The 15738-nt window shown below is 42.8% G+C and carries 14 protein-coding genes; 4 read left to right on the top strand and 10 right to left on the bottom strand.

Annotated features, from left to right (window positions below; genetic code table 11):
• Positions 1 to 43 precede the first annotated feature (43 nt).
• From luxQ to R8269_RS01540, 5 genes are all read right to left on the bottom strand, one after another.
• Positions 44 to 2620: a quorum-sensing autoinducer 2 sensor kinase/phosphatase LuxQ gene (gene luxQ / locus R8269_RS01560; RefSeq protein ID WP_158155831.1), complete on the bottom strand. Its 2577-nt coding sequence runs from the start codon at positions 2618 to 2620 to the stop codon at positions 44 to 46.
• The gene (locus tag R8269_RS01555; RefSeq protein WP_005385634.1) at positions 2620 to 3717 is read right to left on the bottom strand and encodes an autoinducer 2-binding periplasmic protein LuxP; all 1098 of its coding nucleotides are present in this window, start codon (positions 3715 to 3717) and stop codon (positions 2620 to 2622) included. The genes luxQ and R8269_RS01555 overlap by 1 nt, the downstream gene beginning before the upstream one ends.
• A gap of 330 nt (positions 3718 to 4047) precedes the next feature.
• Positions 4048 to 4365, bottom strand: a complete 318-nt coding sequence (locus tag R8269_RS01550; RefSeq protein ID WP_005373593.1) for a GIY-YIG nuclease family protein — start codon at positions 4363 to 4365, stop codon at positions 4048 to 4050.
• On the bottom strand, positions 4362 to 5012 hold the full coding sequence (locus R8269_RS01545; protein ID WP_005373594.1) for a YceH family protein: 651 nt from the start codon (positions 5010 to 5012) through the stop codon (positions 4362 to 4364). The genes R8269_RS01550 and R8269_RS01545 overlap by 4 nt, the downstream gene beginning before the upstream one ends.
• A 165-nt stretch (positions 5013 to 5177) precedes the next feature.
• Positions 5178 to 5402, bottom strand: coding sequence for a hypothetical protein (locus R8269_RS01540; RefSeq protein WP_005385630.1), 225 nt, complete (start codon positions 5400 to 5402; stop codon positions 5178 to 5180).
• Positions 5403 to 5622: 220 nt separating this feature from the next.
• Between R8269_RS01540 and R8269_RS01535 the strand changes: the two genes are divergently transcribed.
• On the top strand, positions 5623 to 5937 hold the full coding sequence (locus tag R8269_RS01535; RefSeq protein WP_005373603.1) for a DUF496 family protein: 315 nt from the start codon (positions 5623 to 5625) through the stop codon (positions 5935 to 5937).
• Between the two features lie 121 nt (positions 5938 to 6058).
• The gene (locus tag R8269_RS01530; protein WP_182015838.1) at positions 6059 to 7402 is read left to right on the top strand and encodes an MATE family efflux transporter; all 1344 of its coding nucleotides are present in this window, start codon (positions 6059 to 6061) and stop codon (positions 7400 to 7402) included.
• Positions 7403 to 7473: 71 nt separating this feature from the next.
• On the opposite strand, the gene R8269_RS01525 is transcribed toward R8269_RS01530, so the two are convergent.
• The gene (locus R8269_RS01525; protein WP_064369364.1) at positions 7474 to 10110 is read right to left on the bottom strand and encodes an ATP-binding protein; all 2637 of its coding nucleotides are present in this window, start codon (positions 10108 to 10110) and stop codon (positions 7474 to 7476) included.
• Positions 10111 to 10725: 615 nt separating this feature from the next.
• On the opposite strand from R8269_RS01525, the gene R8269_RS01520 reads away from it, so the two are divergent.
• Positions 10726 to 12159 carry a glyceraldehyde-3-phosphate dehydrogenase gene (locus R8269_RS01520; protein ID WP_005373606.1) on the top strand — a complete coding sequence of 478 codons (1434 nt, stop codon included), beginning with the start codon at positions 10726 to 10728 and terminating at the stop codon, positions 12157 to 12159.
• 240 nt (positions 12160 to 12399) lie between these two features.
• Positions 12400 to 12621, top strand: a complete 222-nt coding sequence (locus tag R8269_RS01515; RefSeq protein ID WP_005373607.1) for a hypothetical protein — start codon at positions 12400 to 12402, stop codon at positions 12619 to 12621.
• Positions 12622 to 12746: 125 nt separating this feature from the next.
• Here the strand turns inward: R8269_RS01515 and R8269_RS01510 are convergent, their stop codons facing one another.
• The 4 genes from R8269_RS01510 to R8269_RS01495 form a co-directional block, all read right to left on the bottom strand.
• On the bottom strand, positions 12747 to 13076 hold the full coding sequence (locus R8269_RS01510; protein WP_005373609.1) for a hypothetical protein: 330 nt from the start codon (positions 13074 to 13076) through the stop codon (positions 12747 to 12749).
• 329 nt (positions 13077 to 13405) lie between these two features.
• The gene (locus tag R8269_RS01505; RefSeq protein WP_005373611.1) at positions 13406 to 14020 is read right to left on the bottom strand and encodes a LysE family translocator; all 615 of its coding nucleotides are present in this window, start codon (positions 14018 to 14020) and stop codon (positions 13406 to 13408) included.
• A 109-nt stretch (positions 14021 to 14129) separates the two neighbouring features.
• Complete coding sequence (locus tag R8269_RS01500) at positions 14130 to 15044, bottom strand: LysR family transcriptional regulator (RefSeq protein ID WP_005385616.1); 915 nt, start codon at positions 15042 to 15044, stop codon at positions 14130 to 14132.
• A 40-nt stretch (positions 15045 to 15084) separates the two neighbouring features.
• Entirely contained in the window at positions 15085 to 15540 is a 456-nt protein-coding gene (locus R8269_RS01495) for an Lrp/AsnC family transcriptional regulator (RefSeq protein ID WP_258477200.1), read from the bottom strand.
• Between the last annotated feature and the right edge of the window lie 198 nt (positions 15541 to 15738).

Below are 15738 nucleotides of genomic sequence, written 5' to 3'. Positions count from 1 at the left end.
TCAGATAATGAATAATTGGGTTATCCCGTAGTGAGCCAATTATTCATGTTCGCTCGACTAAGAACCGCTGCTTAAAATCCACAAATGCTTCATGGAGCGCATTTTCTTTAATCGGCTTGAGAAGCACGTAATTCGCACCCGATTCCATAAAGGCGTCACTGGTTTCTTTCGCGGTGTCAGCAGTACACGCATAAATTGGCGTGCCTAGTTTTAGCTTTTGTCGGATCTCTTTGGTCGTTTCAATTCCACCAAGATGCGGAAGTTGGTTGTCCATCAGTATCAAATCGTAAGTATGATCTTTTAAGAATTCCATTGCTTCTAACCCATCTTTCGCCCAATCAACCTGCATTTTGTACTTGTTACAAAACGCTTTTAGAATGAATGCGTTAGTATGGTTATCCTCTACCAACAACACTTTGAGACTCTCTGCAAATAGTTCACCTGGCTTAACTCGCAAACTCGAATCAAGAGGGGTGAGTACTCGCTCACGATCTTTCACTGGCATTGTAATGACAAAAGTCGTTCCTAAGCCTTTCTGACTGCGGACTTGAACATCACCTTCCAGCATGTCGACAAGGCTCTTCACAATGGTCAGCCCTAAGCCACTGCCACCGTATTCTCGAGTCGTTGTTGCTTCTTCTTGAACAAAAGGTTCGAACATTTGGTCGAGTTTGTCAGACTCGATGCCGATACCTGTATCCGTAATTTCCACGACCAGCACGCTATTGTCAGCACCATAGAACTGCTCCAGTTCAGCATGCAAGCGCACGCTACCCGAGGGCGTAAACTTTACTGAGTTACTGACTAGGTTGAATAAAATTTGGTTCAGACGAACTTGGTCAGTAAAGATTTCAACATTGGGATCTATTTTGTTTTCAATGACAAGGTTGACGCCTTTACTTTCACAAATAGGACGATAAATGTTTTCTAACGTTCGAATTGTATCAGTGAAAGAAAACGGGTGCTTTTGGATATTAAACTTACCCTGCTCAATCTTCGAAAAGTCCAAAATATCATTCAAAACAGCAAGTAAGTGCTCACCACTATGTCGAAGTACGTCAATTTGGTTATTCTGCTCTTCTGTTTCCACAGAGTCTTTTAGCAATTGAGCAACCCCTAAAATTCCATTGATTGGCGTTCGGATCTCATGGCTCATTTTAGCCAGAAAGTCGGCACGGGCTTGAGCAGATTTCTCTGCTTCTTTGCGCGCCAAGTTACTCTGTTTTTCCGCCTCAATTAGCGTGGTTATATCCTGACCTTGAACAATAATACCGCTAATATCTCCATCAACTCGAATCGGCGATAAGTTCCAGCGATATACTTTGTCTCCAATTGGCACATTAACGCCTGTCAACGTAGCTCCCTGAGCCGCCATGCGAAGGTGTGGCATCAACTTTTCTTTGAAACCTTTGAACACTGGGTGCATGGTTTCAATATCGTTTTCCATGACTAACTCTTTGCGTGCTGCCGGATTGATTTGGATAAGTACACCCGATTCAGACCACACCATAATAGGTGATAACGCAAAGTTAAACAGGTCTCGGAAAGACCGCTTTTGTGCTTCAAGCTCTTCAAAAGTGTTTTCTAGTGTCGAACCAATATGATCGAATTCCTCAATATCTGACCCCTCAAAACGCTCAAATCCTTTTTCTTCACGAGCCGAGCGGGTATATGCCATCAGGGATCCTAACTCTTCAACTACTCGATTCTCGATCCATTCTTTAGTCATTAGCGCAATCATAACCATACCGATAACTGAGGCTAGCATTGCTAGCAGGTGTTGGATTTGCAATGTCACCACGCTCTGATTGTCTTGCACAGTAAGCAAGCACAAGTCAGTCTCGGCGGCATTTACCTCAATAGGGGTTTTGATGATCAATAATTGGTCAAGCTTGTGCTGGGACTCTCGTCGTTTGAGTACGTCAAATATTTGATAAGCCTCATCTCCTACTAATGAGCTTGCCAATGGTGTGTTGTTAGCGACCAACACAACATTGTCGACGTTGCCTTCATTTTTTAACCTTTCCATCAACCCAAAGTTATTATCTAAAACAACAACATTGTAAGAGTACCCCATCACTTCACCGGTTTTAGGTTGTAAAACGGGTACACGACGAAGTAAAAGATGGCGAGTTCCCATCGGGGTCTGTGAGGGTAGATAATACCAGTTGTTGCTAAAGGTCACTTGACTGGCAAGTCGGCTAAGTATCAGGTTGTTGATGCCATAGAAATGCGCGTTGCCATCGTCCCAAATAATACCTTGATGATCGGTTAGGAAACGAAACTCCGGTGTATGGGAAGGATCACTCTGGTCAATACTCATGAAAAAGTAATTGAGTGCCTCTTCATCACGTTCTGTATAAAAATCCAATACAACATCACTTTTCGAATTGCTGTTGTGATGAATCTGAATCGCTGCAAAATGGCTATCAAAAATGTTCAGGATCAGGGCAGAGGTCTGCTGCTTGGTTCGGTCGACTTCCTGCCAAATAATCTGCTTCGAGAAGTAATAACTCTGAACAAAGATGCCTAGAATGATCGGAGCAAGTACGAGAATAATTATTTTGGTAATAAGCGTCGACAGTGAGCGACGCTTTCTTGTTTTTGATGTAGTTGTCATCAATTATCTGAGTATCTAAATGCACGTTTTCTTAATGCTTCAATTCTTTCTGGAGAGTCCGATTTGGTAACGACTTCAAAATCACCAGAGTAAACGGTGGGAACTGGCTTTCCTTCTAAATCCCACTTAATGGCCTCAGCCATTGCAATACCTGTATCATCGTTCATACGCATAACGGTAACGTCTAACTCCCCTTTAGAAAGCGCCTCTAACTCTGCTGAACCGCCGCCCCAACCATTGATCATGACATCATCACGACCTAACTCTTTAAGAGCGTCAACAGCACCTAATGCTACATCGGTAGAACACGCGTAAATGAAGTCAACGTCCGGATACTTCTCCAAACTGGCTTTTGCAGCTTCATACCCAGATTGCTTTGTTGCTTTGGTGTAGTAAGCAGATTGTAGTTCAAATTGATTATCGCGGTTCACTTGGTTGATAAAAGTGTTGCCTCTGATGTCACTAATGTAGCCCTCCGAGAAATAGAGAACACTATAGTGGCTATGTTTAGGGAAACGCTTGCCAAACTCAACGGCCAATTCACGACTTCCTTCTGCGTGGTCGAAACCAACATAAAGAAACGGCTGATGATGTTCCCAATCCCTAACAGGTGTGGTGATATTTTGTAAAATTAACTTGGTTTTCTTTGAATCTAAGACATGCTCAACAAACTTACGATGTCTTGTGGTATCTAGAGTAAAGATCAAGTAATCGGAGTTGCTTTTCAGCGCCTCCATTAAAGACAAACTTTGCTGCTTTATATCTGCATTAGGACGAGTAAACACTTGATTTAGTTGATAGTCGATATCAAGCTTATCTAGGCGTTTTTCAAACGCATCGATGTTTCGAATCCAATAATCAGAGATCTGCTGCCCTGGATAAACAACAGAAATTTTCAGTGGACGCTTTTTGTCTTTTGCTACGGGTACAGGGGTTTCTCTTACCACTTCAGCCAACGCACTAGTTAACTGCTTCTGTTGTGGAAACTGGTCTAAAAACTCTTGATATGCCCAATACCCATTAAGAACTTGGGTGGCCTGCACATTCGGCGCAAAAGCGGCCATTGAAATCAGGGAGAATACTAACGCTTTTTTCATCTACTGCTCTTTTAGCTTTTTTATGAGCCTAATTCAGCTCTATTCATTACCTAGCCGAGTCATCCTATACTCTTGTAATCTACCTTCCTCTTAGTGCCTGTTTCAATAGTAAATTGGTTCTTGGTCTGAGTGGATACAAATAAAGTACATTGAGTCGCTTCCTTTGTCTCGATAACGTAGAGACATTTCGCGCTTTTCATATTCAGGACCTTTAAACAGAACACCAGCCCATTATGCGTCAGTTTATTCCTACATGGTACTCCAAAAACAAAAAGAAACCGCCAATGTGACATAGGCGGTTTCCGTGTATCTTTGCGTAGCAAGGGCTTATCAGAGTGCCACTATCTCTAACATCATTTGTTGATGTTCGTCGACGACAATATTTGCTTTTGACATAACGAGCAGCTCTTTTTTCGCTTTAGTTAGTTGCTTAATATAGTACTCTGCTCGCATGGCAAGCGTCTTTGAGTCAAAATCCGATGACCATTCCAATACCAAAGGGCCTTTTCCCTTCAAAGCTTTCGCTCCTTTTCCGGTTTGGTGCTGATTGAATCTTCGTTCAACATCATTGGTAACACCACAATACAACGCGTTGCGGTTATTTCGTATCAGGTAGACACTCCAACGCTGCGTTGTATTTTCCATCATGAAAGCAGTGACTCAACCTTAGCTTTTAATTCATCCAGCTCTTCTTTCAGCTGAGCGACTTCGAGCTCTAGCTGACTTACTCGATCGGAGCTCGAGCTTGCAGCAGACACAGGCGCTGCAAGTTCGGACGCATCAACATCACCACAGAACAAATGCATATAACGCGACTCCCGCTTACCAGCCTCACGTGGTAATTTGACCACTAATGGTCCTTTCTCTTCGCTTGCTAAATGCTCAAGGACCGTTTCCACTTCTTTTACATCATGAAATGTCGCGAGACGATTAGTACGAGTACGAATTTCCCCAGGTGTTTGAGCACCGCGCAAAAGCATACAGCATACAATGCCCTTCTCCTGCTCTGTCAGCTTTAAATCACCAAATTCCGTATTACAGAAACGGTGTTGATACTTGCTGACGCGGCTGTTGAACGCACTTTCGTCACTGACGAGCCTGCGCTCAATAAGAGCATCAACGGCATCGAGAACGTCTGACTCAGAGAGTGACATCACGGGATCACGGTTGCTTTTTTGATTACACGCGTTGGTTAATGCGTTTAGGCTGAGGGGGTAAAGATCTGGGGTAGTGACTTCTTTTTCGATCAAGCAACCAATAACTCGTGCTTCAATTGCCGTTAGCTCAACTTTCATAATGCATTTCCTTATTATTTTTGCATTTGACTTTGTACCTAAATCGCTTCGAAATCATACTCCATAAATTCACACAGCAGTGCAAGAAGCGTTAGCGGTTCAGGTGTTGGTGTCAGGCTAAAGCATAGCGTAAGACCTGACACCCCTTACGAATAGGGTCAGGTATCAATGCTCCGAGAGAATCGGCACTCTCGTCAAATTGCCATCTTGGTCGACCATCATTATTTTTGAACGATTAAGCTCAACTTCGATGATTTCGAGTTGCTCACGGGCGTTGATATACGCCGTTTTTAACTTTTCAGCCACAGAGCGAGTGACTTGCTCATTATCTTGACTATTTACTTGCTCCGCAGTGTTACCAGAGTCCATATCAAGTTCATCATTTTGCATTCAATGGTGTTGATAATATAGTGAAGGCCTCGTTATGACAATGAATCGATGGATTCTACAATGTTGGCCAAAACTCGAAGAAAGCAGCACGATTATATGGACACAGCGCAATTGGTTGAGAAATGTTCAACTCTGCATTGCTATTGATCTAAAGACTGTTATGCCACTGGATGTTGTGCTTTAATCGAGGAAGATATTCATAAAATTAGGAAAGAGAACTATGAGTAGCGTATTTGAAATCGTTAACCAAGCTCGTCGTAAAAACAAACTAAAACGTGAGCTTCTTGATAACGAGAAGAAAGTTCGTGATAACCGCAAACGTGTTGATCTTCTAGAAAACCTTCTAGACTACATCAAACCAGAAATGACTCACGATGAAATCGTCGCAATCATCAAAAATATGAAAGCAGACTATGAAGATCGTGTTGATGACCACATCATTAAAAGCGCTGAGATCTCTAAAGCACGTCGTGACATCAGCCGTCGCATTCGTGAGCTGACTGAAGAAGACAAGCAAACTAGCGGCAAAAAATAAACGCGTAAGCTAGATTTTCGAACCCCGAGCAAGAATATCTTCCTCGGGGTTTATTTTTGTCTCTAAACTAACCGCCGTGTACAATCAATCTAACTCTTATTCCTAACGCATTCAGCTTTCTATGTCTTCAACTACGACAAGTACACAACCAACGCTTGCAAAACAATTATTTACGATGACCTGGCCAATGCTTTTTGGCGTTCTGTCTTTAATGAGCTTTCAGCTTGTGGATAGCGCGTTTATCGGTCAGCTCGGCGTTTTACCGTTAGCCGCTCAAGGTTTCACTCTGCCTTTGCAAATGGTCATTATCGGCATTCAAGTCGGTCTAGGGATCGCAACGACAGCGGTCATTTCTAAAGCTCTTGGGGCGAATGAAAGTCGGTATGCCAAACAACTTGGCGGATTGGTATTGATGATCGGCTCAATTGGTGTCGCTATTTTTGGCGGGCTAATTTGGCTTTTGCGCTACCCCATTTTAGCTCTATTAAGCGCTCCAGAATCTGTTATGCCGATAATCGACAGTTACTGGCCTTGGTGGTTATTAAGCTCATGGACTGGTGCGGTTTTGTATTTTTATTACAGTATCTGCCGAGCTAATGGCAATACAATGTTACCTGGCACAATGATGATGATAACCAGCGGCGTGAACCTTGTACTCGATCCGCTATTTATTTTCACGTTTGACTTGGGTATTAACGGAGCGGCAATAGCAACCATCGTCGCTTTTGGGTTTGGTATTTTAGTCGTCGCTCCTCGCGTGAAAAAGAATCACTGGGCAACGACAAAATGGCAAGATCTTAACGTAGCCAAAAGTGTTGCATCTATCGGTAACATTATGGGCCCTGCGATGATTAGCCAACTGCTGCCACCGTTGTCTTCCATGCTAGCAACAAAATTATTGGCAAGCTTTGGAACCGCAGCAGTCGCCGCTTGGGCGCTTGGTTCACGCTATGAGTTCTTTGCTATCGTTTCGGTCTTGGCGCTGACAATGTCTATGCCTCCAATGGTTGGACGCTTACTTGGAGCAAAGAACTATGAAGATATCCAAAGGCTCGTCAGTATTGCCGTAAAATTCATTCTAGGTTTCCAACTTTTGATTGCTGCCATTACATTTGCCGTCGCAAACCCACTCGCATTATTGATGACAAGTGATGTGCAAGTCGAGCAAGTCTTGGAAATGCATTTACTGATAGTGCCGATCAGTTTGGGTTCATTAGGGGTTTGTATGCTAATGGTTTCTCTTTGTAATGCATTAGGCAAATCTTACACCGCGCTCACTATTTCAGCGCTGCGCTTGTTTGTCTTTTTCCTACCGTGCTTGTGGGTTGGCGCTCAAATGGATGGAATCCGAGGTTTACTCTTAGGCGCTTGTATCGGCAACCTGTTAGCTGGTGTTTCCGCATACCTAACCTATCGCCAAACCATACGCAAACTCGCAGGCGCTCAAGCCAACGCACAACAATGAATAATCAGAACTAATAAGCCCCTGAAGTGGGGCTTTATCGTTTTGACGCCTTGTCTAAGTTGAAATGTTAGCTAGGCGAGTTTTAATTCACTAAAGAGCTCAAATAACTGGTTCGATTTATACGGCTTAGGTAAATAAGCATCCATGCCTGCCGCAAAACAGTTGTGGATGTCTTCTTCCAAAACACTCGCAGTGAGTGCGATAATCATCGTTTTTTCACGTCCTGCTTTCTTTTCCCAACGACGAATTTCTTTCGTCGCGGTCAGTCCATCCATCACGGGCATCATGCAGTCCATTAAAATTGCATCGAATTCTTCTCCCTTTGTGATGGCTTCTAACGCTTCTTGGCCGTTGCTTGTTATCAAATAGTCATAACCTGCTTTATCCAGAAAAAAACTCGCTATTTTCTGGTTCATCAAATTATCCTCCGCAATTAAGATCCTCCGATGAGAGCGCGACGCTCGATATTCAGAGCTGACAACATTATTGGTGACATTGTCACTTGATATAGTCTTTTCAACCTTAGCTAAATCATCAATGACATGCTTAAATCGATTGCCAAGGAAAGGTAATGTGAGTACGGCATGTACTTTTTCTGCATTTTCGTAGGGAGTGGATAAATGATGCTGGCAAATAATCACACGGCGAAGATCGTAATTAAATGATAGATTATCCAAGACTTCATCGGTATTAGCGTCATTACTGTGGCACAGAAATATGACATCAAAGTCATCATTTATCGCTTGCACTTCATTCACATTATTAACGCCAAAGAGATTGATTTTCGCTAAGCGACACTCTTTTAATATTTGGTCGGCGTAGTCGTAATTTGAGCAGATCAAAAGCCCTTTATTAATCACCTCCGAACGCCAGCCAAACACCGGAATTGCTTCAACCTCAATCGAGAATTCAAAGCATGTGCCCACTCCTTTTGTAGATGTTGCTACGAGCTTGCCCCCCATCATCGACACAAGCTGACAACAAATTGCCAAACCCAACCCTGTACCGCCAAATTGCCTCGACACTCCTTCATCTTCCTGAGTAAAGGGTTCAAAAATCGTGGTTAACTTATCTTGATCAATGCCTATTCCGGTATCTTCTACTTTAAACGTCAGCACTCCACGTTCTTTCTCAAGTAACTCTTCATAACTAACATCAACGCATACATGCCCACTTTCGGTAAACTTAACCGCATTCGATACCAGATTCGTAACTACCTGTTTGACACGATGATCATCGACCATCACGCGAATGGGGATATTTTCAGCTAAATTAATACCTAACTTTAGCTGTTTAGATGTTGCTTTGGATTGGAATAAAATCATCGACTGATACACGACTTCTCGGATATCCGCTTCTATTAGTGACAGCTCCAATCGTCCAGACTCGATTTTAGAGAGATCCAATATATCGTTAAGTAAAGTAAGCAGTGTTTGAGATGAGGAGTCAATGTCATCAACAACTTCTTGTTGATGCGAAGACAACTCACTTTGAGAGAGTATTTCTGTCATGCCCATGATCCCGTTAAGGGGCGTGCGTATTTCATGTGACATGTTGGCAAGAAACACAGATTTTGCACGATTAGCCGATACTGCTGACTCTTTTGCATGCAGTATTTCTTCAGTTTGTCTCTGCATTTCTTCAACCACTCGATTCACTTGCTGAGCAAAAATGGTCAGTTCATCACTTCCATCAACTTTGACTTTTGTTTGCTTCTCTTCGGAGTTGATCAACGCGTTTAAAGTATGAATGATCGCATCGAGTTTGCTGTTAACTCGGAACCAAGTACTAAATCCGAGCCAACAAAGCAGGATAACCACTAAGGCGACGCCAAAACTGATCATCGCTATATTGGCCTTTTGTTCATGAACCTGCGTGAGAAGCGACTGCTCAGTTTGTTTGGTGAACCCATCAATGAGCACTTGTAAGCGCTGCACACGAAAATCGAGTTCTTTTAAATACGCGGCGTAGTCACTTTGTGACATGTCTCCTGACATTAATTGTCCGCGAGACGCCAAGTTTCTCTGATATCTCGGCGAAGTAAACAAGCCAAGCAATTTATCCACTTGCTCGTATGACCCACCTAAGTTTAAAAACGCATCCAAATTTTGCTGCTGTCGGTCAATCGCCTGATAAAACATACTTTGACTTAGCCGACTCTTAGGGTCTTGGACTAAACGGTTCGTCAGCCAAGCTTCTTTCTGTGTCCAAAAAGAGAGCTGAGCAAGGTAGGCAATAAAATTTTGCATGCGAATGCCGTCGTCACTGCCATACCATTGATGATTTTGCAACAAAGAGCGCGACATATTTTGGAGCTGTTGAAATGCCCAATCACCCAGGTCGTCCATCTCACTCAATCTACCTGACAATACCCCCAGCATGGCTTCTTTCAGGTCATCAGCATACTCAGCAGTATTAGGGTTACTCACAAACTTTTGATGCAAAGAAGAAATAACTTCACCTTGTTCTTCAATATTAATGGCTGCAGAGACTTGAAGATCAGGCTGTCGGCGTACTTTCTCTATGGAGTAAATAAAGTGGGAGGCCTTGGATATCAATTGGAAACCTTGAATATTGCTAACCGTTTGATTGAGACGGCTCACGCGCAACGCATTATCAGAAAACTGCTGAACTGCAAATACCACGATTACCACAGCGGGTAATAGTGCGAGGAGTGCTAAGCGTGTTTTTATTGATAATCTCAACATCCATCAGCCTAATGGTTGATTTCATCCGTTTATTTAATATTAGACTAGTTTCTGGCATTGAAAGGCATATACGGCATTGTTACTTTCAAACAACATTCACCTACCTAGATTATGGTTATTGTGAGTGTTTTATCATCGGCTAATGAAGTGGCAATTGTGATTCAAGTCATATTTTTTGATCTTAAAGTTGGATGCAAACAATAAAGTTTCACTCACAACTAAGAGTCGCATCACTTTTCAGGAAATCATCTATTGTATGTTTACCTATTGAGTTGCCTTATCGAGTTAAATCACACAAAAATGCAAAATATCCATTTTTGTCAACAAAACTAATTTGAAAGCAAACGTTATCATCGCAAAAAAAGTAAGTTACTTTCTAAATGTCAATACGTGAAAACCACTGCTTTAGTCACATTAATCCACCACTAACGTCCCCTTAAGTAGTGTTTTACACTGGATTTAATTTTCCTAGCAGAATAAGGACTCCGACCTTAGAATCCGCACACACAACTATTACAACCCGATTACATAACCCACCACACTCTTGCACGCTGCCGAAGAGGCAACAGCAGAGAGTATGGTTAGCCCCCAAAACGTGAAAGGTCTAATACAACAATGAGTCCAGAGAAATATCTCCAAGACTGGCAAACTAGCCAAACGATTGCTGAATCTATTTCCCCTCTAATTGGTAAGCTATATCGTCAAAAAGGAATCGAAGTGGTTCTGTTTGGTAAAACGCTTATTAATGCTACTACTATAGACATTCTCAAAACTCATCGCGTTGCAAGACGTTATACCGGTAACCCACTTTCGCTTGAGCACACGATGCCTATTATTCAAGCGCTTTGTGAAATGAGCATTTCTTCATGCCGTGTCGATGTTGGCCAATTGGCAACTATGTACTGGAATGAACATGACGATACAAGCTCTCTAAACGATTTCCTTATCACTGCACTTGATGGTGCTCGCGACGCAGATTCTTCATTGAAAGCGCGTGATGTGGTTCTTTACGGGTTCGGTCGCATTGGTCGACTACTTACTCGCCTTCTCATTGAGAAAAGTGGTCCAGGTTACCCACTAAGACTACGTGCGATTGTGGTTCGTGGCGGTAAAAAAGGCGATTTGGAGAAGCGTGCTAGCTTGCTGCGTCGTGACTCAGTTCACGGTCAGTTCAACGGTAGCATTGTTATCGATGAAGAGCGTAAAGCACTGATCGTTAACGGCAACTACATCCAAATCATCTACGCAAATAACCCAAGCGAAGTGGATTACTCAGCTTTCGGTATCAATAACGCGCTAGTTGTTGATAACACAGGTGTTTGGCGTGATTCTGAAGGCCTGAGCCAACACTTAGCGTGTCAAGGCGCAGAGAAAGTACTGCTAACAGCACCAGGTAAAGGTGACATCAAAAACGTTGTATTCGGTGTAAATGAGTCGGTAATTAAAGAAGATGACACCATCATCTCTGCGGCAAGCTGTACAACAAATGCAATCACGCCAGTCCTTAAGGCTCTGAACGATAAATATGGTGTTCTTTCTGGCCATATTGAAACCGTGCACTCATACACAAACGACCAAAATTTGATCGACAACTTCCACTCTGGTGACCGTCGCGGACGTAGTGCTTCACTAAACATGGTTCTGACTTCAACAGGTGCGGCAAAAGCAGTTGCTAAAGCATTGCCAGAGCTTGCAGGCAAGCTAACAGGCAACGCGATTCGCGTACCGACACCAAACGTTTCTATGGCAGTCGCTAATCTAAACTTAGGTGAAGACGTAGACCGTGATTCACTGAACGATTACTTGCGTGAAATGGCGTTGAACTCTGAGCTTTCGGCACAGATTGACTACACCGATTCAACAGAAATTGTATCAACTGACTTAGTTGGTTCTCGTCATGCAGGCGTCGTAGATGGTCAAGCGACTATCGCACAAGACAAGCGTTGTGTACTTTACATCTGGTACGACAACGAATTCGGTTACAGCTGCCAAGTTGTGCACTGTATGGAACAAATGATGGGTGTTCGTTACCAAACATTCCCTCGATAGGTGAACTTTGCTCCACAACGTTAACCACATAGCGTAGCGGACAATATCTCATATTTGTTCTAAATAATAAGCGCCATGCGCATTACTAATATTTTTCCCCGTTTATACGCCTGATCACCCTCAGGCGTTTTTTCGTTTCATTCATTTGACACTCTCCGGACAAAGTGAACGTCAGCATTCATGTTTTGTTCATGTTCACAGCATTAATCTGAGCACATAAATTACAGAGAGGTCATGATTATGAATCGGATTATTGTAACTGCACTAGCACTGATTACCGGTTTTTTTACGTTAGTATTTAGCTTGATCATTGCGATTCCGTTGACCATCGCAGCATTAATTACCGGTAAACGTATTGAAAAGCGCGTCAAGAAAATGCAGAGAGAAATGCACGAAGAGTATGAGTTTAATACAGGTAAAGCAGATGCGATTGAAGGTGAATTTGAAGAGGTTCGCCGGTAAGTAAATAAGATTTAGATGAGTTTCTCTCCCCCGACCGCTCCTGAGAAACTTCTTGCTTTCACCCTGTCCTTAAAATGGCAGGGTGCTTTTTTGAAAAGCACAATATTGAATAAGCACCTAGCGGTTTATTGCTTTATCTTTTTGTTGTAGGAGGCTGTGTAACCAGCCTCCCATAAATCACCATCGACACCAGAGTATGGGTTGGATTCTTTCGGAGCGCCGCTTAGGCAAGCATCTTTGCCTTCCTTCTTAATTTCATCGATGTGATTTAAAACAAAGTCAAAGTGTTTAGGATCAGCCTTTTGTAGTAACCCGTACAAAAGGCCAAAGCCAAGCATCGTAAATACAAACAGTTCAAAAAACACCCAAATGCTCTTTGTTGAAAAGAATATCCAAGCAACGCTGCAAACACTGGTCAAAATTACTACTGGAGCTAAATCTACTATTCTTTGCATATTGCTCTCACCTTCTAAACGGTCATGGAGTCTCTACCCCTTTCATAGGGTAAGTAAGAGGAAAGTCCGTTTTTATCCAATAAAGCACTCTCGACTTAATATGCGACACTGTTAGTATTAACGTTAAGTGGCTATCGTTCTCATTATAACAATGCGTTGGAAAGTAGCTTTCACAGCAAATGAGAATATGAACCAAAGTAACACTATTGATAATATTAATTTTAGCAACGTTTAGCGTCAGAATTACGTAAATTGTGTAAGGGTTACTGAGAGTAGACAAAAAAGCAGCCACACGGGCTGCTTTTAGTATTTCTGTCTTGCGAGCTTGTCTATACCGTTACGACCACTCTAAGAGCCAGCAGCATGAGTACTACCCCTGACAAACGATCAATCAACACTGCCTTAGAGCGAATTCTGTCAACGACTTTAGAGCTCGATAGCACTAGGGTAATAAAGGTGTACCAAAGCCCATCCACAACAAACGGCGTGGCAACAATGATCATCTGATTACTCAAATCATTACCGAGCGCGACAAACTGACTGAATAATGCGATAAAAAACAAAGCAATTTTGGGACTTAAAATCGAGATAAAAAAGCCTTCTCGCGCAGACTGGATTACCGTTGTTTCCTCACCTGACTCCAACTTCGCAGCCACACCACCTTTTGAACGCAAAGCATTAAACCCTAAATACGCAAGATATGCCGCACCCACAAGGCTAATCGTCTTGAACAGCATCGGGCTTTGCTGCAAAACAACAGCGAGCCCAATCAAAGTAATAAACGCATATATACCAATGCCAAACGCATGAGCCCAAGCCGTAGCTAATCCATTGATACGTCCACCAGCCAACGAGTGCTTAGCGACAATAGCTAAGCTGGGACCTGGTGACATAGCCCCTAATAAACACACGGTAAAAAGTGATAACCAAACTGTTAGTGTCATAAGAATCTCCCCTCTTTGAAGCTCACTCTATCAACGGAAGAGGTATAATTAGAAATCAAAGTTATTCATACTAATCATGACTTAAAGTCATAGCTAAACGGTGTACGTATTAGCGAATGGAATATTCAGAGATTTGCATTACTGAGCGAATCTCTTCTCGCACCCATTTATGCGCAGGATCCGTGTCGTATTTGGGATGCCACATTAACCAATATTGATGAATAGGTGTTTCGAGTGGTAATGCTTTATGGGTTAAGTCCCAATGCTTAGCGAGGTTAACGGCAATATGTTCAGGAGCCACCATCAGGTGCTCGCTTGCAACTAAGCGATTGATCGCAGCAGAGAAGAATGGAACCTTAAAGGTAACGTGGCGGGTGTGCCCTAGCTCTTTCAATGCTAAATCAGTGTAGGAATCTTTGTCTCCGCCGCCAGTCACTTTGATGTGTGAATATGAAATCAAGTCTTCAATACTGATCTGGTCCTGCTTTGCTAACGGATGAGAAGATTTCATCAAACAAACTGATGAATCCTCACCAATTTTAACGCTCGACACACTCTGTGGTTTTTCTGGATACATAGAAGACGCGATATGGATGCCCGTCTCATGAAGTTTATCAAGAAAGTTGGGTTGCCACAGTCGGTACGCCATATCTAGCTGTGGCGCTTGTTCACCCAAGTGAGAGGCAATATCGGGCAATACGTATTGCGCCACGTAGTCACTAGAAGCAATAACAAGCTCACCTTGCCACTGCCGCGGCTCAAAAGGTTGGTCATCGAGTAAATGGTCAAACTCAGCCAGTAATGCATCAAGCTTTGATTTTAACGCTATTGCTCGTGGCGTTGGTATCAGTTGATTACCTTGACGAATAAGCAGTGGGTCACCACACAGATCGCGCAATTGTGCAAGCTGTCGACTGACGGCAGACTGCGTAATGTGCAAACGTTCTGCGGTCCGGCTGACATGACACTCCTCTAAAAGTACATGCAAGGATCTAAGTAGATTCAAATTAATGTTGTTTAACATATTCGCTCAGAAGGGTTTTCAACATGGCATCCATTCATGGTCACTTCACAAACAGGTTCCCAGTCGTGTTAAAGAATTCAGCTAAGACGGTATGAGTCATCAGGTTTCGAAGCTCTGGATATCGTTGAATTTGATCTCTGATTTCGTTCAAGCGAGCCATCGTAGGCACTTCGACAAAAACCATCATGTCCGTCTCACCGCTGATCGCATGACACCATTTTACGCCATCAATTTTGTATAACTCGTCCGCGTATGATTCGCAATAATACGTAGAGGTTGATTTATCGAACTTGAAGGCAAAATAGGCGCAAATCGAATCCCCACCCGAAGGCGCAATTTCAGCGTGATACCCTAGAATCACTTTGTCATGCTCTAGCTTACGAATACGGGCCGTTACCGCAGAACGAGAAAGGTTTACTTTATCCGCAATTTCAGTCACCGACAGCCGAGCGTTGTGCCTGAGCAGATCCACAATCTTATGATCAAACTTGTCCATACCGTTACCAAGCTTTCCTTATTTTTCTCATTCTATACCGATTCTAACTGCATAAGAAACCAACATTTTGTTGGAATTATTTAAAACAACCGTCATATTGACGGTTTAGTAAATCATTTTGTTATTAACATTTTGGATATGCTATTTGGCGGGCATGAGATGAGTGCTGTTATCCATTTCAACAGAAAATAGATAACA

The sequence above is a fragment of the Vibrio sp. Vb0667 genome (assembly GCF_033391095.1).
This window is presented reverse-complemented; position numbering and strand designations above follow the sequence as displayed.